A 23,213-nucleotide genomic window follows, 5' to 3' on the forward strand; every position below is an offset into this window, starting at 1 on the left:
AGATAAGGATGGTACTACCCCCTTATCTCTGCCCAGACGACCCGACTCTATAAAAAACACAGCTCCCATGTGGTCGATTCCACGTTTGTCGTCAGTTACTGTGCTTAAAAATCCATTGTTATAGTGAAATCTTATCATAAAAGGGCAGCGCCTTCAATATCGATACTGGCAAGGATTTTTTCTTGTTGAATATTTTGTGAACGGTATTGTATAAGGAGTTGGTTGGGTATATATTATAGATATAGAAAGTTAGTGAAATAATTCACAAACTTTCTTCGAAAAGCTAGCTGGCTTGTATAAAATGTCTATATTTTTTTACACTAATTTGTGAAATTATTCACAAAAGAGGAGATGTTAGTCATGAAATGGTTAAGAGGACCCAAAATGGCAATAGTATGGACAGTTCTGCGAATTTGGCTAGGATTACAATGGACGGAAGCTGCAATAGAAAAGTTAACACATGGATTTGATGCATTAGGATTTCTGCAAGGTGCAATGGCAAATGCTAAAGGGGATCATCCTGCGGTGCAAGGATGGTATGCAAACTTTTTACAACACTTTGCAATCCCTAATGTAGAGTTGTTCAATCACTTAATCCCAATTGGTGAACTATTAGTAGGTGTCGGATTAATTCTCGGGGTCGCTACTATTCCAGCTCTTATAGCAGCTGCATTTATGAATTTAAACTTTATGCTTGCAGGAACAACAAGCACCAATCCTATTTTATATACCGTTGAGATTCTGTTATTAGCTGCCGGTACAGCTGGATATTATTACGGAATAGATCGGATTATTATTCCTAGAATAAAAAATTGGATGCATGATAAAAAAGTGAATCGTCAACATCATGCCCCTGCAAATTAGAATAAACAATGAAAGGAGCGGAATTCCGCTCCTTTCATTGTTTGAAGGTAATAATGAGGAAAGCTGCCAAGAAAGTGGATAAAGAGAACGTGGATCAATGGATTAAACGGCCACATTTTAAAACAAGATTGTTAGATGCTATCAAACCAAGCTATTTACCTTATGAGGTATTTAAAGTAAGACCATTTGAATTAATTCAGCGCTATGAGGCAAAATGTGAATAGTTTTTTTACAATAAAACCATCATATTTTTACAATTTTTCAAAATTTCCTTAATTAATTTCCTTTATATTTGTGATTGTAAGGAAAAAACTTAGGGGAGTGGTACTAGTGGGGAAAAAGAGAGTATTAGTGAATGCTGCATTATCTCTAGCAGTATTGTCTGGTGTTGGATTCAGTCATTTTTCCAGTGCCAAGGAAACTAATAATAGTCACGTTCAACCTAAAGCGAAAAATGTCATTCTTTTTGTAGGGGACGGAATGGGAGCAGCTCATCGTGAAGCTATCCGCTTGGCTACGGTTGGATTGAAGGGTGAGCTCGAAATGAATAGCATGCCAGTAGCAGGTCTAGTACATACAAGTTCCCTAACACCTGTTACCGATTCGGCAGCTGCTGCAACTGCGATGGCATCCGGGGTTAAAACATATAATGGAGCAGTCGGAGTAGACGGAAATAAAAAATCCGTCAAAACCATTTTAGAAATGGCTGAGGAAGCTGGCAAATCAACAGGATTAGTTACCACAAGTCAAATTACCGATGCGACACCGGCGGCATTTGGGGCGCATGTAACGGATCGGTCCAAACAAAGTGAGATTGCCAAACAATACTTAGAGAACAGCAAAGTTGATGTACTACTAGGGGGCGGGGAAGATTTCTGGTATCCTGCAGGAAATCCCGGAACGTTTGAAGATCATCCCGCAAAAGATCCATCTGAACAAAGTAAAGGAACGCAAGGAAATCTTGTGGAAAAGGCAAAAAGTCTTGGATATCAATATGTAACAAGCGCAGAGGAACTGAAGAAATCAAAAAGTAAAAAGCTTTTAGGGCTTTTTGCGAATGAGGAAATGTTCGAACAAAGGCCAGAGGGAGAAGGCGATCTATACAATCCAGTTGTGTCATTGCCTGATATGACAAAGAAAGCAATTGATACACTTTCCGCTAATAAAAAAGGTTTCTTTTTAATGGTGGAGGAAGAGGGAATCGACGAATTTTCCCATGAAAATAACGCTGAAAAAATGTTGAAGGCAGGCCAGGAACTGGATAAGTCCGTTAAAATTGCAAAGGATTTTGCAAAAAAACATCCTGATACACTAGTATTGGTTGTTGCGGATCACGAATGCGGCGGTTTAACAATTGAGGAAGTAAATGATAAGGACGAATCCGGTGACGGAATTTCCAAAGAGGATGGACCATTTAAAGTTGCGAACAGTAACGACCAATTTACAATGGATTGGACAACAACCGGACATGGCGGTGTCAATGTACCTCTGACAGCAATGGGGGCTGGTTCCGAATTATTATCGGGAACATACGAAAATACACATATTTTCGAAGCGGTCAAAACAGCAATGGGGTTAAAGGATAAACGTAAATAATTTATAAATACACACGAGGTCTATTTGCGATCTTGTGTGTTTTTTTGATTTATAATGAACGAGTTTTATTAAGAAAAAAAGTAATGTTTCCAAAGCTAAGGGATGAAGGACGAAATGAATTGGAAAGAAAAGCAAGATGTCCTTCATGGGGCAGATGAAGACCAAAATGGAAAGGGAAGAAAGGCAAGGTGTCCTTCACAGGGGAGATGAAGGACAAAACTTTGTCAGAAACTGAATCAGGTATCCAATAGACACTTTAACTGAAACTACTTTTCTTACAAAAGTTGTCGCACCTATAAAGGATACTTTTCTCTGACTATGAATTTCGCAAGTAAATTTTCAATAAATATGAACGATTATTTCACCGCTTTTATAAAAAATCGATGCTCCTTAAACTCAATAAATCCTCTTTCCTGAATTTGATGATGAATCTGTAATAGCTTGTCAAAGTATTTTTCAACAGTGAAGTCTGGAACTTGCCAAGGGATGGCACTTAAATAATAAATCAGAGCCCCTACATCATAAAACCTTGTATATGGAAATTGTTCCAGGTTCTTAATCACTTTAAATCCTGCGTTTTCCAACTCCTGGACAGCATAATTTACATTCCAATGCGGGTAACCATTGTCTTCGTTTGCACCTAAAGCTTTGTTTAAATCTAAATGGTCTTGACCACCAACTTGCTGGGTAATAAACTGGCTGCCCGGTTTTAATATTCTATAAAGCTCAGAAACAGAATAGGATTCATGTTTATTGATAATCAAATTAAATTGTTCATTATCAAAAGGCAATTGATTATCATCCTTTACTTCTACAACTGTAATCCCTAATGGTTCCAAGCGGTTTCTGGCGATCGGAACATTTGGTTCATATGCTTCCGTTGCAAACGTATTGCGTGGAAATGGCTGTAATTTTGATAGAAATTCTCCACCGCCAGTACCCATATCGAGTAGGGAATCCGCTTTTCTGATACTTGCTAAAATTTCACTTGTATAGTTCCAATTCATTGGTTCACTAGCCATTCTTCCGGTGTCCGTTATATAGGAAAAATCCCATCCTGAGAAGGGCCTTTCCGCTTCCAACACAAATAAATCAAATAAATCCTTTTCGTTCATTATATATCTCCTTTATCTGTTATATTAATTCCTTTAGGTGTTTTAATGGAAAGTATTCGATTGACTAAATAAAGTTTCCTGCCAAAAATAGGGGAATTAAAAAGTTATTGTTGCGGAATTAAGGTGTGGAAAAAGTAGGGAAAGGGTATCAAAGAATAAAAAATGTAACGCAATAAATACTTTCATATAAAAGTTCTTCGGCTTTCTAAAAATCTTTTCAAAAGGTCATTGTAATTTTTAGATTATTAGTTATAATATCATTTGGTAATAGTAAACTTAGAGTTTACTATTTATAAACTTTATTGACTCCAAGTTTAGTATAAATAAACATGATGGAAGGTCATACGATGCAATTTGGTAAAAAGATACGAAATCTCCGTTTAAAAAAGGGTTTGACACAGGAGGAGCTTGGGGAGCGCACCGATTTGAGTAAAGGGTATATTTCGCAAATTGAACGTAATCTAAGCTCACCTTCCATTGATACCTTTTTCAATATTTTAGAGGTTCTTGGGTGTACTCCTAAACAATTTTTTGATGATGAAGAAAGAGAGCAAAAGGTTGTATATGGAGAAGAAGACTTTACGGATTATTTTGATGAGGAGCGGGGCTATCATATTCAATGGCTTGTTCCTGAATCCAATGAGAAGGAAATGGAGCCAATTCGCCTTACCTTTCAGGAAAATGGGGAATTCAAGCAGTTTGAACCGTCTCTTTCTGAAACGTTTGCTTATGTTTTGAAAGGGAAAATAAGAGTACAACTAGGCAGAAAAATTTATTATGCCAAAGCAGGGGAAGTAATTTACTTCCATGCTTCTGATAAGCATCAAATTAGCAATGATTACAATGGAGAATCTGAATTGATTCTTGTAGCAACTGATTCATATTTATAAGGGGGTGTCTTATATGGCAGAACAAACGATTATTCGTTTTGAAGGTGTAACAAAACAATATGATGATGATCCTGCTGTATTAGATGATGTAAGCTTTGAAATTGAGCGGGGAAAGTTCTATACGTTACTAGGTCCTTCAGGCTGCGGAAAGACTACCATTCTACGCTTGATTGCGGGATTTATAGAGCCATCTAAAGGAAATATCTATTTTGATGGGAAAATCATTAACCGTCTTCCTGCCAACCAGCGCCAAGTAAATACTGTTTTTCAGGATTATGCGCTGTTTCCGCATCTAAATGTTTTTGAAAATGTGGCATTTGGTTTGCGAATTAAAAAGATGAAAAATAGTGAAATCACCACAAAGGTGAAAGAAGCGCTTCGTTTCGTCAATCTTGAAGGCTACGAAAATCGCGAAATCAGAGAAATGTCCGGGGGACAAAGACAGCGTGTTGCAATTGCTCGAGCGATAGTGAATGAACCAAAGGTGATTTTATTGGATGAGCCATTATCTGCGCTGGATTTGAAGCTTCGTACAGAAATGCAGTATGAGCTTAGGGAATTACAGCAACGATTAGGAATCACTTTTATTTTCGTAACACATGATCAAGAAGAAGCGCTCGCGATGTCGGATGAAATTTTCGTTATTAATAAAGGAAGAATTCAGCAAAGCGGGACACCGATTGATATTTATGATGAACCGATTAACCGTTTTGTGGCCGATTTTATCGGAGAGTCCAATATTGTCTCTGGTAAAATGATCAAGGACTTCGAAGTAGAATTTGTAGGCAAACGATTTGAATGTGTCGACCAAGGGTTTACATCAAATGAAGCGGTTGAGGTCGTTATTCGTCCTGAGGATTTGGAGATTACGAAGAAAGAGCAAGGAAAACTGCAGGTTCGTGTTGATACTCAACTTTTCCGTGGTGTTCATTATGAGATATGCTGTTTTGATGAAGCAGGAAATGAATGGTTAGTACATTCGACGAAAAAGGCAGTAGTAGGAGACGAAATCGGTCTTAATTTTGACCCTGAAGCTATTCATGTCATGAGGTTTGGAGAGACAGAGGAAGAATTTGATAAACGTCTCGAAGCGTATAACGAGGCTGGCCATGAAAAGTAGAACACGAAATATATATTTGATTCCTTATGTACTTTGGATTGTGCTTTTTGTGGTAGCTCCGATTGTCTTAATCGTGTATTATTCCTTTTTTGATATAGAGGGGCATTTTACACTTGGAAACTATCGACATTTCTTTACAGTCGTTTATATGAGAATGACCTTGAGCTCCTTCTGGTATGCTTTACTGATTACAGCTTTTTGTTTACTGATTTCTTATCCGACTGCGTATTTATTAACAAAAACGAAACATAAACAGCTATGGCTATTACTAATTATTTTACCGACATGGATTAATTTGCTTTTAAAAGCCTATGCGTTTATCGGTATTTTTGGAACGTATGGAACGGCCAATTCATTGCTAAAACTCCTTGGAATTGGAGCAAAGCAAATATTATTTACCGATTTCAGTTTTATTTTTGTATCAGTTTATATTTTTATTCCATTTATGATATTACCAATCTTTAATTCTTTGGAAGAACTGAATCCGTCATTGGTTGATGCTTCAAGGGATCTTGGTGCTTCAGCTTGGACAACATTTAAAAGGGTTATTTTCCCGTTGACCATTGATGGAGTAAAGTCCGGGTGCCAAGCGGTATTTATACCGGCCCTTTCACTATTTATGATTACTCGATTAATCGCGGGTAACCGTGTTATTACATTGGGTACAGCGATTGAAGAACATTTTCTTGTTACACAGGATTGGGGGATGGGTTCCACCATTGCCGTTTTCCTCATCATCTTGATGGCCATTATTATGGCGGTAACAGGTTTACGGAAGCGGGGGATATAAGAAATGAAAAGCAAAAGAAAATTATCCAATATTTATTTGGTTATCATTTTTATTATCCTTTACGCTCCAATATTTTATTTAATGTTCTATTCGTTTAATAGCGGGGAAACGATGCATAACTTCAAGGGATTTACACTGGATTGGTATAAAGAGGTGTTTCAAGACACCCGTCTTATCATTATCGTGATCAATACGATTATTATCGCTCTTTTATCTGCAGCGATTTCTACTATATTAGGAGTTGCGGGGGCCCTTGCTATTTCCTATGTAAAAAGACGTCAGACAAAGAATACGTTGCTGACTCTGAATAATGTATTGATTGTAAGTCCGGATGTTATTATCGGTGCATCTTTCTTGATTTTATTTACGATTGTCGGGATAAAATTAGGCTTTGCATCGGTATTGCTTTCCCATATTGCTTTCAGCGTACCAATCGTCGTCATTATGGTGCTGCCGAAGTTACAGGAGATGAGTTCGACGTTAATTGATGCGGCAAGGGATTTAGGTGCAAGCCACTGGCAGGTGTTAACAAAGGTCATACTGCCGTTTATTACACCAGGTATTTTCGCCGGCTTCTTTATGGCTCTTACGTATTCACTCGACGATTTCTCGGTTACCTTTTTCGTAACAGGCAATGGTTTTTCGACGCTCTCCGTTGAAATTTATTCACGGGCAAGACAAGGAATCTCTTTATCGATCAATGCCCTCTCAACCCTTATATTCTTGTTTACTATTGTTCTAGTAATAGGCTATTACTTTATTAATCAACGGAATAATCGCCCAAGTGGATTGGGGGTTAAAAAATGAAGTCGCTCACACGGTTTTTTATCATTATTTTTGTTGTATCGTTCGCCTTGATGTTTTTGGTGTCGCGACTAAATGCGACACAAGGATTTTCAGGTGGTAATACGTTAACGATTTATAACTGGGGAGATTATATTGACCCGGCACTAATAAAAAAGTTTGAAAAGCAAACGGGAATAAAAGTCATTTATCAAACCTTCGATTCCAATGAGGCGATGATGACAAAGATTTCTCAAGGGGGTACCACATTTGATGTAGCTGTACCTTCCGAATATGCTGTTGATAAAATGAAAAAGGATCATATGCTATTGCCGATTGATAAATCGAAACTGCCGAACTTGAAATATATCGATCCGCATTTTATGAATTTATCGTTTGATCCGAATAATAAATACTCCATTCCTTATTTTTGGGGAACGGTTGGTCTTGTCTATAATTCTTCCATGCTCGGCGGCAAAAAATTAACGAGCTGGAATGACTTATGGGATAAGGATCTTCGCAATCAAATTTTGCTAGTCGATGGAGCCAGGGAAGTAATGGGTATGGGGCTAAATAGCTTGCATTACTCCTTGAATGACACGAATGAAGCCCATCTTCAGCAAGCAAAGCGTAAGTTGGCAAAGTTGACTCCTAATATTAAAGCGATAGTTGGGGACGAAATTAAAATGTTACTTGCTAATGAAGAGGCAGCGGTAGGTGTTGTTTGGTCTGGAGATGCATCTGAAATCATGGATCAGAACGATAAGCTTGATTATGTAGTCCCTAAGGAAGGATCGAATCTTTGGTTTGATAACATGGTCATCCCGAAAACAGCAAAAAATATAGATGGAGCCCATAAATTTATCAACTTTATGCTAGATCCTAAAAATGCCGCAAAGAATGCAGAATATGTAGGGTATTCAACTCCGAATAAAAAAGCTCTAGAGTATTTGCCTAAGGAAGTGGCGAATGATAAACGCTTTTACCCGGATCTAACCAAAACGGAGAATCTTGAGGTATATGAAAACCTTGGGAAGAAGATGTTAGCACATTATAATGAGTTGTTTCTCGAATTTAAAATGCATCATAAATAGAAATCCACTAGCCGATAGGCGCTGAAGCTGGACAAATGAAAAGCGGAAGCGCCTGTTTAACGATGTTTAGGTTGAGGAGACTCAAAAAAAACAGTGACTGATGAAGTTTAACCTTCATCAGTCTTTTTTAGATCCACCCTTTTTCCTCTGCAATACTAATAGCCTCAATTCGGTTTTTTGCCTCTAATTTTTGCAGAATTTCAGACATATAGTTTCGAACCGTACCGGAGGAAAGAAAAAGAATGGTAGTAATTTCTTTGGTTGTTTTGCCTTCTGCAGCTAATTTTAGTATTTGCTGTTCTCTCGCAGTTAATGGGTTCTCCTCGCGAATTAAATCAAACATAAGTTCAGGTGAAAAAATACGTTTTCCAACCATCACATTCCTAATAGCCTCTGCAAGTTCTTCAATGGAGCCATCTTTTAATAAATAACCATCTACTCCTATTTTCACGGCGCGTTCAAAGTAGCCAGGGCGGGCAAATGTTGTTAGGATAATGATTTTACATCCTAGATTCAATTTTTTTATTGCTTCGGCGACCTCAAGTCCGCTTTTAAGAGGCATTTCAATATCCATTAAGCAAATGTCGGGCTGATGCTTTATGATAGAGGTCAGCGCTTCCTCCCCGTTTAAGGCCTGGCCTACAACTTCCATATCTTCTTCCAAATCAAGCAAAGAACCTAGAGCACCTAGCAGCATTCGCTGGTCTTCGGCGATAAAAATACGAATCATATGGCAGCACCTTCTTTCTCTTTTTTCTGTACAAGTGGAACAACCATTTCTAAAACAGCTCCATTTACATTCGTTAAAGTAATCGTTCCATCAATGAGGGCTAATCGCTCTTCCATACCTTTGATGCCATTCCCACCTGTATATCGATTCGCAAGTCCAATTCCATCATCTTTTATCATAATTTTTATATTTTCCAGAGTAAGAGAGATGGTAATAAAACAATTCCGTGCCTGGCTATGTTTCACTACATTTGTCGCTGCTTCCTTTAAACACATACTTATCATGTTTTGTGTAAGGAGAGGGACATCCTGTAATTCGGAATCACCCTGAAAATGATAGGCTATGCCCGCTGCTTGAAAAATCTCTTGAACATCCGTTAACTCCTCGGCTACTCTTATTGCTCTCATTTGGGAAACAAGCTCCCGAACCTGCTTTAATGCTGCGCGGGAAGTTTGCTCAATTTCTTTTGCCTCCAATTGTGCACGATCAGGATTAATCGTTGTTAATTTCCCAACTAACTGGCTTTTTAATGTAATTAATGACAGGGTGTGCCCAAGTGTATCGTGAAGATCACGGGCGATTCGTACTCTTTCTTCCCGTTTCACCAGCTCTTTAATTTGTTCATTTGCCTGATCCAGTTGTTTTTCCAGTTCCATTCTTTTGTTCATAGACCGAACACCATATGGCGATATCAGCATAACGATGATAAATGGTACAAAATATAAGTATCTACTTAGGTCTGTAAGAACTCCTGAAAGGAAAATAGGAAGGACCTCAACTATGATAAATCCAATTAAAGCAATATTAAATTTCCTTTTGTCACTATACCAACCGATAAAATGAGCTGGGAAGAATCCCATAAATAGATAATTAGGATCGTAAAACAAACCAAAAATAAGAATAATGACTAACTCTGTTGCAAGCCAATACGTATAACTGGTTTTTTGCATACAAAAATAAAGCTGACGATACGTAATGGAGAATACAATGAGTAAAGCGTATCCGATGCCCATTTTTATCCCTGTTTCTTGTAATAAAGAGAATCCAGGTAAGACAAGATAAAATAAAAATACATAGGGGAAAAATCCGAATCTTTCAGGAAAAATCCGGATTTTCTTCAGTTTGTTCATTGCCTATCACACCGCTTCTTGTTTTCTTCTAATATATTTTGATAGTAGCATGAACAAGACGAGATAAGCTATTAGAATCAAAATATTTCGCCATTCAGGGGCGTTGCCTTGCACAATTTCCCACGCACCATTCCCAAAATTGTAGGATGGAAGCCACTTTCCAATATTTTGCATGATTTTCGGCATGATTTCGAGCGGCATCCACATCCCTCCGGCAACAGCCATTGCCATGTAAAGGACATTGCTAACTCCTGCAGCAGTTTCCACTCTTCTCATTAAGCCGATAAGTGTTCCTAATCCAAGAAACGGAATCGAAGCAAGTAAAATCCAAAGGCCGCTGAATATCCATTGTGTGAAAGACAGGGTGACACCGTTAATAATTGCCCCAGCAGTAAAAATAACAATAATCGAAAATAAGTGGATAACCGTTTGGCCCATCATTTGTGCAAAAAAGTAAACCGTATCAGATAGTGGGGTTAGCCTCATAAAAGTTGCCCAGCCTTGCTGACGTTCCTGCACCATCCTAATACCAAGCGTCATAATCGATGACCCCATCACACTAAAGGAGGTCATGGACATAAGATAATGTGCTTGCCATTCAGTTTTATCTGGTGCACCTGTATTTACAACCTTTGTAAAAATAAAATAGAATACGATTGGCATTAATAAGGACCAAAATACAAAATAGGGATTTCGCAACACGCGTAAAATTTCCGCTTTACATTGCAATCGCAAAATCTTCATTTTACATCGCCTCCTGATGTTCATTTGTCAGCTGTTCAAAAGCTTCATCTAATTTTCCGTTCTCAATTTGAATTTGTCTTGCTCCCACTTTTTCCTCAAAAAGCAGAGCTAAAACCGCATCTGTATCCTCGGTTTGAACGATCACCCGGTTATTTTTTTGATAAATATTCGTTACAACAGCATGTTTGTTCAATTTTTCTAATGAATGGATAGGATCGTCCGTAGCAAACGATACTGCTTGTTTTGCAATTCTTGCCTTAATTTCTGCTGGAGTTCCATCTTCAATAATACTTCCGTTATGAAATAATAAAATTCTTTCCGCTACATCATCCGCTTCCTGCAAGTAGTGAGTAGTGAAAATAATCGTTTTCCCTTGATCGGCAAGCTGGTTAATCGTTTTCCAAAAACGATTCCTCGAGGTGATATCCATCCCAACAGTTGGCTCATCAAAAATAATTAAATCCGGATTTCCAGAAAGAGCGAGTGCAAAGCTGAGCCTGCGCTTTTGACCACCAGATAATTTTTCCGCACGAGTTTTCAAATCAGTCTCCGTTAAACCCGTCAGTTGTATTAACTCTTTTAGAGAAAGAGGATTCGGATAATAGTTTCTGATTAACTCCAACAGTTCCTTCACTTTTAACCCATTCATCACGCTAACTTCCTGCAGCATGGTCCCAATTTTTTCACGAACCTTTTTGTCAGATGGATCTAAACCAAATAATTTAAGATCACCGTTTGTCGGGTGCATTAACCCCAGCATCATCGAAATCGTTGTCGTTTTACCAGCCCCATTCGGTCCAAGAATCGCGACCACTTCTCCTTTTTTTATCGAAAAAGAAACATCGTTAACTGCCTTTTTATCATGAAATGTTTTCGAAACATGTTGAACACGAACAATCTCCGTCATTTGCACGACACCTCCATCACTTATAAGACTATTTTATTATCGATAGATTTGAATGATTAGTATGAGATGTCATGAATGTCAGGTGACAAATGTCATGTTATAGGAGTTTCTTTATCCGAGGATCTTCATAAAAACAATCGATGGAAGGTGGTTGATATAAAAATTTATTTCCCTTTTGGATAGGAAGTAATGTTGATTTAGATAACAAATAGGCCGCAGTACCACGGGCTGATAAAAGCGTGACATCCCTGAATTGTTTATTTGTAATATTGGGTCCAAATTAAAGAATGTAATCTAGAAGGGTTTGTTCATGGGCTGTTTTAGAATGGAGCTCACAACGCGGACAAAACCATGTACCGTATTTTCTTTTCATAATGGAGGAGGGACATGTAGGGCATTTTACGCCTTTGATTATATCTTTGTTATTTATTTCAAGTCTCTCAAGGATATTGAATTCAGATGGTGAATGCATTTCGAGCAGCGCTTTACATAAAAATTTTAGCTGATTAGACTTAATAAATTCCTTTTTATACAGCTGTTTTAAACTTTCCACTTTATGAATAACACTTTCAGCCAGAATCACTTTTTCATAAATGGAGGTATCATCATTTGCGGATTTTATGATGGTTGTCGGGAAAGCGATGGAAACAAAAGATTCAATGGGGATTGGTGGGAACTTATGCAGCTTCAACCACCTTTGAAATAATATGCGGTGGCGAGCAGCTTGAAGAATTGGATTGGGGAATCCTTCTTCTTTCCCGTTATAGATTCGTAAGCATTGTTCAGACCTGGTATCAAAAATTAAAGTACCGGCGATGTTTTTAGATTCAATAATAAGGGATAAGTGGGGTGATAACAGAAGGCAATCAATTTGAAATTCTAAATTATTGACGCTGAGATGAAGATCGAAGAAGATTTGATATTCATTTTCCGGAAGAAAACTTAAGTGATACCGCAAATTCTTTTCTCCTCGGTAACCTGCTAAAAGCCTAGCAAAATCACTTTCCACCTTGCTCCTTTGTGGATGAGTTTGAGGCAGACGTTCCAGCAAAGCTAGGTAGTGGAGAACCCTCATTGGAATAGTTAGCTCTTTCTTAATCAATTATAATTCCTCCTTTTTTATGTAAATTTCCTTAGAGGGATGTAGAATTCCTGCTTATTTTAAATACTTTTTATAATAATTTGGTAAAAAGTGTTGAGCTTCCTTGGGGAAGTGCTGAAAAAGAGAAGAAAACGCTGAACTTTTTGGAAAAAGTGCTGAACTAAAGAGTGGAAACGCGGAACCGCCAGAGGGATGCTGAAAAAATGGAGATTAACGCTGAAATAGGGGAGGAAAACGCTGAACTTTTTGGAAAAAGTGCTGAACTAAAGAGTGGAAACGCGGAACCACCAGGGGAATGCTGAAAAAATGAAGATTAACGTTGAAATAGGGGAGAAAAACGCTGAACTTTTTGGAAAAAGTGCTGAACTAAAGAGTGGAAACAGGGAACCGCCAGAGGAATGCTGAAAAAATGAAGATTAACGCTGAAATAGGAGAGGAAAACGCTAAACTTTTTGGAAAAAGTGCTGAACTAAAGAGTGGAAACGCGGAACCGCCAGAGGAATGCTGAAAAATTGGAGATTAACGCTGAAATAGGGGAGGAAAACGCTGAACTTTTTGGAAAAGGTGCTGAACTAAAGAGTGGAAACGCGGAACCGCCAGAGGAATACTGAAAAAATAGAGATTAACGTTGAAATAGGGGAGAAAAACGCTGAACTTTTTGGAAAAAGTGCTGAACTAAAGAGTGGAAACGGGGAACCGTTATAGTAAACACATAATCCAAGGAAATCCATTGAATACCGCAAACCTTGCTTCCAAACCAAATCCAATTCAAAACAAAAAAACCGATACCCACGAACCCTCCGTGAATATCAGTCTACTAATCACTACAACGCAATCAAATACGTAACCACAGACAACACAATCGAAGTAAACACCATCGCGATCAGTGGTTTCAACGCTTTTGTGCGCAAATCTTTCAAACTAACGTTGAGACCGAGTCCAACCATTGCCGCAGTTAGCAACCATGTAGTTGCGGTGGAAATCCCATTCATGACACCAGTAGAAACTGGGATAGAATGACCAAACACATAGCTTCCTAAAATACTTAAAATAATAAATCCAACTAAAAACCAAGGGAATTCAATTTTCGTATCCGATTGACCCTTACCTTTATTTTTACGATTCATCCAGTACATAAAAATGAAGCACAATGGGACAAGCAGGAATACACGACCCAGTTTAGCAAGAAGTCCGATTGCGAGTGCATCTTGGCCGCCTGGTGCTGCCGCTAATGCAACCTGAGCAATTTCGTGAAGACTTGTTCCCGTCCAAGCTCCGTATTCGACGGGACTTAGAGGAAGAAACGGGCGTAAAATCGTATACACTATAGCAAAAATGGTTCCGATAAGAGCGATAATCCCTACACCAATAGCGGTATCTTCATCCTTTGATTTTACAATAGGGGCAACAGCAGCAATTGCCGCGGCACCGCAAACTCCAGTTCCTACACCTAACAAGAGAGAAATCATTTTGTCTGCTTTTAATATTTTTGCTAACCAAATGGTAAGAAAAATTGCAAAAGCTATAACACAAGCATCCCGCAGCAGTAAGCCTAATCCATCGTGTAAAACAACATCAATGTTAAGCTTCAATCCATATAAAATAATTGCTACTCTTAAAAGTCTTTTAGAGGAAAAAGTAATTCCTTTTCGAATAATCTCCGGATAACCAAAAAATTGTCTGTAAATAATAGCGATAATGATTGAGCACGCCAGTTGTCCAATATGATCAAATCCCGGAATCTTTGCAAGAAAATATCCTAGAAGGGCGATAAAAAAAGTGAAGGCAACTCCACCAATCCATAACCCAAAACCGGACGATCCTTTCTTCTGAGGTTCTGCCTGCAGTACTCTTGCATGTTCTGAACTCATCTAATCAACTCCTGTTTACTTCTTAGTAACTCAAGAATATAACAGATTTATGAATAAGAAAAATAAATCATTATGATAGTAATCATAAGTAAAGTTATATAATAGAAGTAAAAGGGGGAATGGGGATGGATCAATACTTACATGTTTTTGTGACGGTTGTGGAAAAAGGGAACTTCTCTCGTGCAGCAGAAGAGCTACATATGACGCAGCCTGCAGTCAGCCAATACATCCAAACACTTGAAAGAACGGTTGGAGCGCGGCTTTTAGAGCGAACAAATAAGTATGTGCGGTTGAATAAAGCAGGTGATGCTGTTTATCATCATGCGAAGGAAATATTAGGACTGTATACGAAGATGCAAAGAATTGTAGATGATCTTACAAATAAAGCGAGCGGTGCCTTAAGCATTGGTTCAAGCTATACATTTGGGGAATATGTTCTGCCGCATATCATGGCAAAATTACAGACTGGGTATCCGGATATTGATCCGACGATAACGATTGCAAATACGAAGGAGATTGCGGAGCTAATTGCAAATCATCAGTTGGACGTGGGAATTGTAGAAGGACATTTTAAGGAAAAAAACTTGATCGTTGAGAAGCTTGCAGAAGATTCAATGGTGATTGTGGCTTCAACTAAGCTTCTTAATATAAATAAAAACCATTTAGAAAAAGATACATGGATTGTACGTGAACCGGGTTCAGGGACAAGAGAAGCACAAGAATCATTTTTTCAAAAGTTTAACATTACCCCCAAAAAATTAATGGAGTTTGGAAGTACACAGCTAATTAAAGAATCAGTGGAAGCGGGGCTAGGGATTAGCTTGCTTTCCAATTGGACTATTCAAAAAGAGCTTATATTAGATTCCTTACAAATCATCGATATCAAAGGGCTTCCAATTAAACGTGAATTTTCGGTTATTACGAAAACACCTTTTCAGACAAAGGCTTTAGAAGTATTCCTAGACCTATTAAGAAAAAACACATTAATTCCTTTGCAAAAATAGAATTGGGGTGTCTCGTAGAAGGAGGCACCCCTTTTATATTTTAATCTAAGTCCCAGCGGATGATATGACCTGCATGTGTAAGACCGCTGCCAAATCCATACACCATCATAATATCTCCATTTTTGACTTTCCCTTCCCTTATCCCAAGGTCCAAAGCAAGTGGGATGGTAACAGAAGAGGTATTCCCATAGAACTCTGCACTTGTTAATGTTTTCTCCATTGGGATTCCAGAGCGTTCGCAAACCGACTCAATCATTCGGAGATTGGCGCTGTGTGGAACAAACCAATCAATACCATTAGGATTGATTTCTGCTTTTTGCATCAGCTTGTCAATGGATGGAGGAAGCGTTCTAGATACCCACTTATAAACTTCACGTCCATTTTGAACAATTTTTCTATCTGCTTTTATAGAATGTCCGAACATAGTAGTAGCTAGATTACTTCGATAAACATGAATACCGCCATCTCCATTTGTCCCCATATGGGTAGCTATAAAACTTGGCTTTCCTTCATCTTTTTCCACTAAAACGGCTCCTGCACCATCTCCGAATAAGATGCAAGTGGAGCGGTCCGTATAATCGGTTACTTTTGTTAAAGTCTCGGTTGCGACAACCAAAACTTTTTGATGCAAGCCTGATGTGATAAAGCTGTTTGCAACATGTAAAGCATACGTGAAACCTGCACAGGTTGCATTTAAATCAAAGGCACCTGTGTGAGGAATCTGAAAATAATCCTGGATTTGACAAGCAACACTAGGATATACATAGTCTGGTGTTGTGGTGGAAACAACGATACAGTCAACATCTTGTAAACTTTTATTATATGTCTCCATTAAATTTTCAATCGCTTTAAAGGCAAGAGTAGAAGCAAATTCTTCTTCACCGGAGATTCTTCTCTCTCTCATCCCTGTCCTTTGGACGATCCATTCATCATTTGTATCAACCATTTTCTCTAAATCTTGATTTTGCAATATTTTCTGCGGTACATAAGTACCAATGGCTGTAATACGAGCAGTTGAGTTCATAAAATTTCACCATCCTATTTATTATCTAATAATAATAACTAATATTAGTACCAGGTACTAAATATGTCAATAAAAAAAGACCTGTTTTTTCAACAGATCTATTTTAAACTGGATTCTTCATGACTAATTAACGTCCCGAAATGCTTGCCCATGCAGATTTTCTGCATTACACCGATTTCATCAAAATTAAATACATGAACAGGTAAATGATGGTCGCGAGCAAGTAATAAAGCAGATTGGTCCATCACTTTCAGATTGTTTTGTACGACATCGTTATAGTTAAGATTCGCATACATTTTTGCATTTAGATCTAGTTTTGGATCTGCAGTGAAAACTCCATCCACTCCTTGTTTTGCAACAAGAATGGATTCACAGTTGGTTTCCAATGCTCTTTGAACACTCGGATAATCCGTTGTCACATAGGGCTGCCCGTTACCGCCGGCAAAAATAACAACGTACCCCTTGTCTAAATGGTTCATCGCTTTTAACCGAATATACGGTTCTGCAACAGTTGTCACTGGAATCGATGTCATAACTCTAACTTCTTTATCGGTCTTGCTTTTTAAGACACCTCTTAGCATCAGACTGTTAATAATCGTTCCGAGTGTTCCAATATTATCTGCTTCCACACGGTCAATACCCCATTCATCTGCAAGCTTTCCTCTGAAGATATTTCCTCCACCCACAACAATGGATACTTCCACCCCTAATTGAACGACGGATAAAATTTCATTCGCAATGTGTTCTAAGCGGTTAGAATCAAAATTATTCCCGTTTTGGTCTGCTAGTGCACCACCGCTAAGCTTAAGTAAAACGCGTTGATATTTTAACATTCCAATTCCTCCCCCGTTTTAAGACAAATAAAAAGGAGCAAAGGCTAATGCCTTGCTCCTAAAATATTGAAAAGAAATGGCTGTTGAAAAGATTTTTTCATTTTCATACAAATCCACTCCTTCCCTAATGGATAATTTCACTTATTTGATTATACGAAATAATTCTTCAATTAGCTAATATTTTTTAAAAAAATATTAAGCTTCTTTTGCAGCTTCGATTTCAATATTGATTTTAATATCATCACCAACAAGTACGCCGCCAGTTTCAAGTGCTGCGTTCCAAGTTAAACCATAATCACTGCGTTTTACTTTTCCTTCAGCGCTGAAGCCGATTTTTTCTGCTCCGCTCATAGGATCCTTTGCAACACCTTCGAATGTTACAGTAAATGTTTCTGGGCGAGTTACGCCATGAATACTCATATCACCAGTTACTGCGTACTCATCTTCGTCTTTTTTCACGATGTTTGTTGCTTTAAATGTCATTGTAGGGTATTTCTCTGCATCAAAGAAATCTCCAGATTTAAGATGTCCGTCACGGTCAGCATTACGTGTATCAATGCTTGCAACATCTACGGTAAAGTCAATATTTGCTGTTGTTAAGTCAGCTGGATCTGCTTCAATTGTTGCATTGAAGGAATGAAATGCACCTTTTACCTTTGAAACCATCATATGTTTTACTGAAAAATCGATTCCACTATGTGTTGTGTCTACTACCCATTTGCTTTTTGTCATTTTGGTTTACCTCCGTTTATTAATGATTTATTTTAACTATTATTTCTATAAAAAACGATGAAATATTCATCAAGTAACTTTATGTAAGTAAGTATAATATCTTGAGTTCGAGATGTCAATAACATTTTTTTGATAAAAATAGACATTTTCATCATTCCTGGGACATTGACTTCCTTGAAACCATCTTGTATTATAATCATTAAAAATAATATTGTGACGTCGAAGGATTTATAGTAGCTAATGAATAATCTTTCAAGCGAATTGGGGATGGTGTAAGCCCAATAAGATACTTAGTGAAACGGCAATCTGGAGTCATACATTGGAAAGTGGATGTACATATTGTGCATCAACTGGGGTGGAACCGCGTGAGTACAGCTCTCGTCCCCAGACTCGAACAGAGTCTGAGGATGAGGGCTTTTATTATTTTTACAATAAAAGGAGCGATTTAAGATGAGTGCAAACATGGAACAAGTTGTTTCCCATGCCAAACATAGAGGTTTTGTCTTCCCGGGATCTGAAATCTACGGTGGATTAGCAAATACATGGGATTACGGTCCGCTAGGCGTAGAATTGAAAAATAATGTGAAAAAAGCTTGGTGGAAAAAGTTTATTCAAGAATCTCCTTATAATGTAGGTTTAGATTCTGCCGTGTTAATGAACCCGAGAACATGGGAAGCTTCCGGACATATTGGCAATTTCAACGATCCGATGATTGACTGTAAAAATTGTAAGGCAAGACATCGTGCTGATAAACTGATTGAAAATGCTCTCGAAGAAAAAGGCATCGAGATGGTAGTGGATGGACTTCCGTTTTCCAAAATGGAAGAGCTTATTAAAGAGTATGACATTGCTTGTCCTGATTGCGGCAGCAAAGATTTTACAGGCATTCGCCAATTTAATTTAATGTTTAAAACTTTCCAAGGTGTAACGGAATCAAGCACAAATGAAATCTTCCTTCGTCCAGAAACAGCACAAGGTATTTTTGTTAACTTTAAAAATGTCCAAAGAACGATGCGCAAGAAGCTTCCGTTTGGTATTGCCCAAGTTGGAAAGAGTTTCCGAAATGAAATTACACCTGGTAATTTCACATTCCGTACTCGCGAATTTGAACAAATGGAGCTTGAATTCTTCTGCAAGCCAGGCGAAGAACTAAAATGGTTTGATTACTGGAAGGACTATGCGAAGAAGTGGCTCTTATCATTAGGGATGAAAGAAGAAAATCTTCGCCTTCGCGATCACTCAGAAGAAGAGTTATCTCATTATAGTAATGCAACAACAGACTTTGAATATAAATTCCCATTCGGCTGGGGAGAACTTTGGGGTATCGCATCCAGAACAGATTTTGATTTAAAGAGACATATGGAATACTCAGGTGAGGACTTTACTTATCATGAGCAAGAAACAAATGAACGCTATGTTCCATATTGTATTGAACCATCACTTGGTGCAGATCGTGTTACGCTTGCTTACTTAATTGATTCTTATGAAGAGGAAGCATTAGAAGATGGTACATCTAGAACAGTAATGCATTTACATCCAGCTTTAGCACCGTATAAAGCTGCTATCTTACCATTATCGAAAAAATTATCTGATGGTGCTCGCGAGATTTTTGCTGAGCTTGCTAAGGATTTCATGGTTGATTTCGATGAAACAGGATCTATCGGTAAACGTTATCGCCGTCAAGATGAAATCGGAACACCATTCTGTATCACGTATGACTTTGATTCTGTGGAAGATAAAATGGTCACAGTAAGGGACCGTGATACAATGGAACAAACAAGACTTCCAATTAGTGAATTGAAAAAGTTCTTAGAAGAAAAAGTTCAATTTTAATTTTGAAGACACCTTTTTGGGGTGTCTTTTTTTGATGTTGTAGAACTTTTTAAGAAGTTTAGCGATCTTCTTTGAAAGTTAGGAAGAATGTATCTATTGTTGGGAGTTATACCACTATTTATGGTCATTGCTTATTGAATTGGGCTATTTTCTATAAAAATTGAGGGATTTCCCATTCTTTCTGGAATTCTGCAGAAACCTTCATTTTTTCAGCATATTATTTACTTATTTTATAATACGTTTAGTCAATCAACAAAATGTAAATGTCTCTCCCAATCTTTTGTATAATAAGAAGTAACGAAGGGTGGGAGCATCATTGGCACAATTACTTCCTGTTATGTTGGAGCGAGCTGGGATTTTGATAATTGTCGCGTTTCTATTATCACGGCTGAAGTCGTTTCGCCGAATTATTGATCATGAGCATGTGATGAAGGAAAAGATTATTTTAATCACGATATTTGGTGTGTTTGGAATTATTAGTAATTATACAGGTATAGAGATTCACCACCGATCTATTTCAGAAGAGTGGCATATAGGTGGGTTATCCGGAAGCAGTGCTATTGCAAACACGAGGATTATGGGTGTTGCAATCGGTGGACTACTCGGAGGTCCCGTTGTTGGGTTAGGTGCTGGACTAATTGCCGGATTGCATCGGCTTTCCTTCGGGGGATATACGAGTATTGCTTGCGGTATTTCCACGATTCTAGCAGGGATTATCACTGGCCTTTTAGGAAAGCGTTTTAATATACGAGAAAAAAATGCCCATTTAAAGGCGGTTATTATTGGAATTTTAATGGAATGTGTTCAGATGGGGATTATCTTGTTGATTGCCAAGCCATTTGGCTCTGCCTTGGAGCTTGTAAAAATTATTGCATTTCCGATGATTACGGTAAATGGATTCGGGACGTTTATTTTCATGCTCATTATTCAAACGATATTATTAGAAGAGGACCGTACTAGAACCCTCCAGACTCACCGGGCATTATATATTGCTCAACTAACTTTGCCGTATTTTAGGCAAGGCTTAAACAAAGAATCATGTGAACGAGTAGCTGAAATTATCTTAAAACATACTGGGGCAGATGCAGTTTCGATTACCGACCGCAATCAAGTATTATCTCATGTGGGACTGGCTTCTGATCATCATATCCCGTTAAAAAGCATGGCAACCAAGCTTACACAAAAGGTGCTGGAGCAGGGGGAAATTCAAAAGGCGACAACAAAAGAAGAAATCCAATGTTATCGTGAGGACTGTCCGCTGAACTCTGCCATTGTTCTGCCTTTAAAAGCAAATAATCATGTAATCGGAACTTTAAAGCTTTATTTTAAAAGCTCCAACGGTTTAAGTGCTGTAGACGAAGAACTGGTAGAGGGACTAGGAAAGCTTTTTTCCTCGCAACTAGAATTTGCAGAGGCGGAACAGCAACGAAAATTATTAAAGGATGCTGAAATTAAAGCGTTGCAGGCACAGGTTCATCCGCATTTTTTATTTAATGCCATTAATACTATTTCTTGTTTAATTAGAACCGATGCGGATCAGGCACGAAAATTACTATTACAGCTAAGCAAATTTTTTAGAAGTAATTTACAAGGGGCAAGGCAGATGCTTATTCCGCTCGAAAAAGAATTGGAGCATGTTCATGCCTATTTGTCTTTAGAACAAGCACGTTTTCCAAATAAATATACTGTTTCAATGGAGATTGATGAATCGATGAAAGATGTATTGATTCCGCCATTTACTTTGCAGCCATTGGTTGAAAACGCGGTACATCATGGATTCAAGCATTTGGAAAAAGGGAAAAAAGGAGTTATTTCCATACATGCTTGTCAGGAAAATGGTAAAATCAACATTACGACGATTGATAATGGAGTAGGGATGACGGAAGACCAAAGAAGAAACTTAGGGACTAAAGCGGTGCATTCTAAAGAAGGGACCGGTACAGCGCTTTGGAATATTAAAAAGCGAATAGATGAGATATATGGACAAGTTGCGGATTTTAAGATAGAAAGTGAGCCAGCTTCTGGTACAAAAATTACTATTAGTCTGCCATTGGATGAACAGAAGTGGGGTGAGGAGTATGCTGAAGGCTTTTATCGTGGATGACGAACCATTAGCAAGAGATGAATTAAAATATCTTTTAAAAAGAACAAAACGAGTCGAGATTGTTGGGGAAGCAGATTGTATAGAGGATGCGTTAGAGATCGACGATACGTCTATTGATGTTTTATTTGTAGATATCATGCTTGCAAATGAAACGGGACTGGATCTAGTAGAAAAACTGAAGAAAAAGGGAAAGCATCCTGCCATTGTATTTGCAACCGCCTATGATGAATATGCCTTAAAGGCATTTCAATTAAATGCGATTGATTATATTTTAAAACCGTTTGAAGAGCAAAGAGTGCTGCAAACAGTGGAGAAAATTACAAGCTTTCTCCCTTTAAAAAATGGTGAGAAAGATACTGTAGCTGGTGAAAAAAAGACTCCATCTGATAAACTGGCGATTACCGTTGATGAGAGAATCATCATTATCCATATTCAAGATATTTTATATATCGGTACAATGGAGGGAAAAACCATTATTGTTACGGAAAAGCAAAAATACCAAACCAGTGATTCTTTGGTGACATTCGAGAAAAAGCTGCAAGGCACATCGATTGTCCGGGTTCATCGAGGATATCTTGTTAATTTAGATGCAATAGTGGAGATTCAACCTTGGTTCAATTCTACGTATAATTTAGTCATGAACGATGGGGAATCGGTTCCTGTCAGCAGAACATATACAAAAGAACTGAAACAATTAATCGGATTTTAAAAAGTTCGGGAAGGGACATGCTTCTCTAACGGAATAAGTAGCATCATGGGAGCTTCGGAATTTACTTGTACATACACAAGTAAGTTAACGGATTTCTGAGTCTTCTCCCAGCCGAAAAGGGTTCTGACTTGTCTTTGTATGATTTCGTTTCATTTCGTTTGCGCTTTTCTTACAAAAACAGACAAAGTTTTTCAAAAATTTTGTGCACTTCATATCCGCAAATTTGTATTTCACCCCT

22 protein-coding genes and 1 riboswitch are annotated in these 23,213 nt (G+C 38.0%); of the genes, 12 read left to right on the top strand and 10 right to left on the bottom strand.

What is annotated here, in order from left to right; translation table 11 throughout:
* Positions 1–23 precede the first annotated feature (23 nt).
* A riboswitch (ZMP/ZTP riboswitch) is annotated at positions 24–109 on the bottom strand.
* A 251-nt stretch (positions 110–360) separates the two neighbouring features.
* The 3 genes from AN964_RS01395 to AN964_RS01400 all read left to right on the top strand — a co-directional run bounded on the left by AN964_RS01395 (position 361) and on the right by AN964_RS01400 (position 2,460).
* Positions 361–864, top strand: a complete 504-nt coding sequence (locus AN964_RS01395) for a DoxX family protein (RefSeq protein WP_055738009.1) — start codon at positions 361–363, stop codon at positions 862–864.
* Positions 865–917: 53 nt separating this feature from the next.
* Positions 918–1,088, top strand: coding sequence for a hypothetical protein (locus AN964_RS26210; RefSeq protein ID WP_163258613.1), 171 nt, complete (start codon positions 918–920; stop codon positions 1,086–1,088).
* Between the two features lie 106 nt (positions 1,089–1,194).
* Complete coding sequence (locus AN964_RS01400) at positions 1,195–2,460, top strand: alkaline phosphatase (protein WP_055738010.1); 1,266 nt, start codon at positions 1,195–1,197, stop codon at positions 2,458–2,460.
* A 356-nt stretch (positions 2,461–2,816) separates the two neighbouring features.
* Here the strand turns inward: AN964_RS01400 and AN964_RS01405 are convergent, their stop codons facing one another.
* Positions 2,817–3,575 carry a class I SAM-dependent methyltransferase gene (locus tag AN964_RS01405; RefSeq protein WP_055738011.1) on the bottom strand — a complete coding sequence of 253 codons (759 nt, stop codon included), beginning with the start codon at positions 3,573–3,575 and terminating at the stop codon, positions 2,817–2,819.
* Between the two features lie 347 nt (positions 3,576–3,922).
* Here AN964_RS01405 and AN964_RS01410 point away from each other — a divergent pair, with 347 nt between their 5' ends.
* The 5 genes from AN964_RS01410 to AN964_RS01430 are packed head-to-tail and all read left to right on the top strand — an operon-like array spanning position 3,923 to position 8,252.
* A complete protein-coding gene (locus AN964_RS01410) occupies positions 3,923–4,465 on the top strand; it encodes a helix-turn-helix domain-containing protein (RefSeq protein WP_055738012.1) in 543 nt (180 codons plus the stop codon).
* Between the two features lie 13 nt (positions 4,466–4,478).
* On the top strand, positions 4,479–5,585 hold the full coding sequence (locus AN964_RS01415) for an ABC transporter ATP-binding protein (protein WP_055738013.1): 1,107 nt from the start codon (positions 4,479–4,481) through the stop codon (positions 5,583–5,585).
* Positions 5,575–6,375 carry an ABC transporter permease gene (locus AN964_RS01420; RefSeq protein WP_055738014.1) on the top strand — a complete coding sequence of 267 codons (801 nt, stop codon included), beginning with the start codon at positions 5,575–5,577 and terminating at the stop codon, positions 6,373–6,375. Before AN964_RS01415 ends, AN964_RS01420 begins: the two co-directional genes overlap by 11 nt.
* A gap of 3 nt (positions 6,376–6,378) precedes the next feature.
* Positions 6,379–7,182 (top strand): ABC transporter permease, encoded by an 804-nt coding sequence (locus AN964_RS01425; protein ID WP_055738015.1) that lies wholly within the window; start codon positions 6,379–6,381, stop codon positions 7,180–7,182.
* Positions 7,179–8,252, top strand: coding sequence for an ABC transporter substrate-binding protein (locus AN964_RS01430; RefSeq protein ID WP_055738016.1), 1,074 nt, complete (start codon positions 7,179–7,181; stop codon positions 8,250–8,252). Before AN964_RS01425 ends, AN964_RS01430 begins: the two co-directional genes overlap by 4 nt.
* Before the next feature lie 127 nt (positions 8,253–8,379).
* Here AN964_RS01430 and AN964_RS01435 read toward each other — a convergent pair whose 3' ends face one another.
* The 6 genes from AN964_RS01435 to AN964_RS01460 form a co-directional block, all read right to left on the bottom strand.
* A complete protein-coding gene (locus tag AN964_RS01435) occupies positions 8,380–8,982 on the bottom strand; it encodes a response regulator transcription factor (protein WP_055738017.1) in 603 nt (200 codons plus the stop codon).
* Positions 8,979–10,112, bottom strand: a complete 1,134-nt coding sequence (locus AN964_RS01440; RefSeq protein ID WP_055738018.1) for a sensor histidine kinase — start codon at positions 10,110–10,112, stop codon at positions 8,979–8,981. Before AN964_RS01440 ends, AN964_RS01435 begins: the two co-directional genes overlap by 4 nt.
* A 6-nt stretch (positions 10,113–10,118) precedes the next feature.
* A complete protein-coding gene (locus tag AN964_RS01445) occupies positions 10,119–10,856 on the bottom strand; it encodes an ABC transporter permease (protein ID WP_055738019.1) in 738 nt (245 codons plus the stop codon).
* A 1-nt stretch (position 10,857) separates the two neighbouring features.
* Entirely contained in the window at positions 10,858–11,763 is a 906-nt protein-coding gene (locus AN964_RS01450; protein WP_055738020.1) for an ABC transporter ATP-binding protein, read from the bottom strand.
* 280 nt (positions 11,764–12,043) lie between these two features.
* The gene (locus AN964_RS01455) at positions 12,044–12,865 is read right to left on the bottom strand and encodes a nuclease-related domain-containing protein (protein ID WP_055738021.1); all 822 of its coding nucleotides are present in this window, start codon (positions 12,863–12,865) and stop codon (positions 12,044–12,046) included.
* 824 nt (positions 12,866–13,689) lie between these two features.
* Positions 13,690–14,736 (bottom strand): YeiH family protein, encoded by a 1,047-nt coding sequence (locus tag AN964_RS01460; protein WP_083489177.1) that lies wholly within the window; start codon positions 14,734–14,736, stop codon positions 13,690–13,692.
* A gap of 125 nt (positions 14,737–14,861) precedes the next feature.
* Here AN964_RS01460 and AN964_RS01465 point away from each other — a divergent pair, with 125 nt between their 5' ends.
* Complete coding sequence (locus AN964_RS01465) at positions 14,862–15,740, top strand: LysR family transcriptional regulator (protein WP_055738022.1); 879 nt, start codon at positions 14,862–14,864, stop codon at positions 15,738–15,740.
* A 40-nt stretch (positions 15,741–15,780) separates the two neighbouring features.
* Here AN964_RS01465 and AN964_RS01470 read toward each other — a convergent pair whose 3' ends face one another.
* From AN964_RS01470 to AN964_RS01480, 3 genes are all read right to left on the bottom strand, one after another.
* On the bottom strand, positions 15,781–16,764 hold the full coding sequence (locus tag AN964_RS01470) for a ketoacyl-ACP synthase III (protein ID WP_055738023.1): 984 nt from the start codon (positions 16,762–16,764) through the stop codon (positions 15,781–15,783).
* A 98-nt stretch (positions 16,765–16,862) separates the two neighbouring features.
* The gene (gene pyrH, locus AN964_RS01475) at positions 16,863–17,597 is read right to left on the bottom strand and encodes a UMP kinase (protein ID WP_055738024.1); all 735 of its coding nucleotides are present in this window, start codon (positions 17,595–17,597) and stop codon (positions 16,863–16,865) included.
* A gap of 195 nt (positions 17,598–17,792) precedes the next feature.
* A complete protein-coding gene (locus tag AN964_RS01480; protein ID WP_055738025.1) occupies positions 17,793–18,329 on the bottom strand; it encodes a YceI family protein in 537 nt (178 codons plus the stop codon).
* A gap of 450 nt (positions 18,330–18,779) precedes the next feature.
* On the opposite strand from AN964_RS01480, the gene AN964_RS01485 reads away from it, so the two are divergent.
* The 3 genes from AN964_RS01485 (at position 18,780) to AN964_RS01495 (ending at position 22,975) form a co-directional block, all read left to right on the top strand.
* On the top strand, positions 18,780–20,162 hold the full coding sequence (locus AN964_RS01485; protein ID WP_055738026.1) for a glycine--tRNA ligase: 1,383 nt from the start codon (positions 18,780–18,782) through the stop codon (positions 20,160–20,162).
* A 316-nt stretch (positions 20,163–20,478) separates the two neighbouring features.
* Complete coding sequence (locus tag AN964_RS01490; RefSeq protein ID WP_083489178.1) at positions 20,479–22,266, top strand: sensor histidine kinase; 1,788 nt, start codon at positions 20,479–20,481, stop codon at positions 22,264–22,266.
* Positions 22,241–22,975, top strand: a complete 735-nt coding sequence (locus AN964_RS01495) for a LytR/AlgR family response regulator transcription factor (protein ID WP_055738027.1) — start codon at positions 22,241–22,243, stop codon at positions 22,973–22,975. The genes AN964_RS01490 and AN964_RS01495 overlap by 26 nt, the downstream gene beginning before the upstream one ends.
* Positions 22,976–23,213 lie beyond the last annotated feature (238 nt).

The organism is Heyndrickxia shackletonii (assembly GCF_001420715.1).
GTDB lineage: Bacteria > Bacillota > Bacilli > Bacillales > Bacillaceae_C > Margalitia > Margalitia shackletonii.

Bases quoted from the DNA above. Each gene is read 5' to 3' on its own strand.
- AN964_RS01395 (WP_055738009.1), top strand. From the start codon at position 361: ATGAAATGGTTAAGAGGACCCAAAATGGCAATAGTATGGACAGTTCTG.
- AN964_RS26210 (WP_163258613.1), top strand. From the start codon at position 918: ATGAGGAAAGCTGCCAAGAAAGTGGATAAAGAGAACGTGGATCAATGG.
- AN964_RS01405 (WP_055738011.1), bottom strand. From the start codon at position 3,575: ATGAACGAAAAGGATTTATTTGATTTATTTGTGTTGGAAGCGGAAAGG.
- AN964_RS01410 (WP_055738012.1), top strand. From the start codon at position 3,923: ATGCAATTTGGTAAAAAGATACGAAATCTCCGTTTAAAAAAGGGTTTG.
- AN964_RS01415 (WP_055738013.1), top strand. From the start codon at position 4,479: ATGGCAGAACAAACGATTATTCGTTTTGAAGGTGTAACAAAACAATAT.
- AN964_RS01420 (WP_055738014.1), top strand. From the start codon at position 5,575: ATGAAAAGTAGAACACGAAATATATATTTGATTCCTTATGTACTTTGG.
- AN964_RS01425 (WP_055738015.1), top strand. From the start codon at position 6,379: ATGAAAAGCAAAAGAAAATTATCCAATATTTATTTGGTTATCATTTTT.
- AN964_RS01430 (WP_055738016.1), top strand. From the start codon at position 7,179: ATGAAGTCGCTCACACGGTTTTTTATCATTATTTTTGTTGTATCGTTC.
- AN964_RS01435 (WP_055738017.1), bottom strand. From the start codon at position 8,982: ATGATTCGTATTTTTATCGCCGAAGACCAGCGAATGCTGCTAGGTGCT.
- AN964_RS01440 (WP_055738018.1), bottom strand. From the start codon at position 10,112: ATGAACAAACTGAAGAAAATCCGGATTTTTCCTGAAAGATTCGGATTT.
- AN964_RS01445 (WP_055738019.1), bottom strand. From the start codon at position 10,856: ATGAAGATTTTGCGATTGCAATGTAAAGCGGAAATTTTACGCGTGTTG.
- AN964_RS01450 (WP_055738020.1), bottom strand. From the start codon at position 11,763: ATGACGGAGATTGTTCGTGTTCAACATGTTTCGAAAACATTTCATGAT.
- AN964_RS01460 (WP_083489177.1), bottom strand. From the start codon at position 14,736: ATGAGTTCAGAACATGCAAGAGTACTGCAGGCAGAACCTCAGAAGAAA.
- AN964_RS01465 (WP_055738022.1), top strand. From the start codon at position 14,862: ATGGATCAATACTTACATGTTTTTGTGACGGTTGTGGAAAAAGGGAAC.
- AN964_RS01470 (WP_055738023.1), bottom strand. From the start codon at position 16,764: ATGAACTCAACTGCTCGTATTACAGCCATTGGTACTTATGTACCGCAG.
- pyrH (WP_055738024.1), bottom strand. From the start codon at position 17,597: ATGTTAAAATATCAACGCGTTTTACTTAAGCTTAGCGGTGGTGCACTA.
- AN964_RS01480 (WP_055738025.1), bottom strand. From the start codon at position 18,329: ATGACAAAAAGCAAATGGGTAGTAGACACAACACATAGTGGAATCGAT.
- AN964_RS01485 (WP_055738026.1), top strand. From the start codon at position 18,780: ATGAGTGCAAACATGGAACAAGTTGTTTCCCATGCCAAACATAGAGGT.
- AN964_RS01495 (WP_055738027.1), top strand. From the start codon at position 22,241: ATGCTGAAGGCTTTTATCGTGGATGACGAACCATTAGCAAGAGATGAA.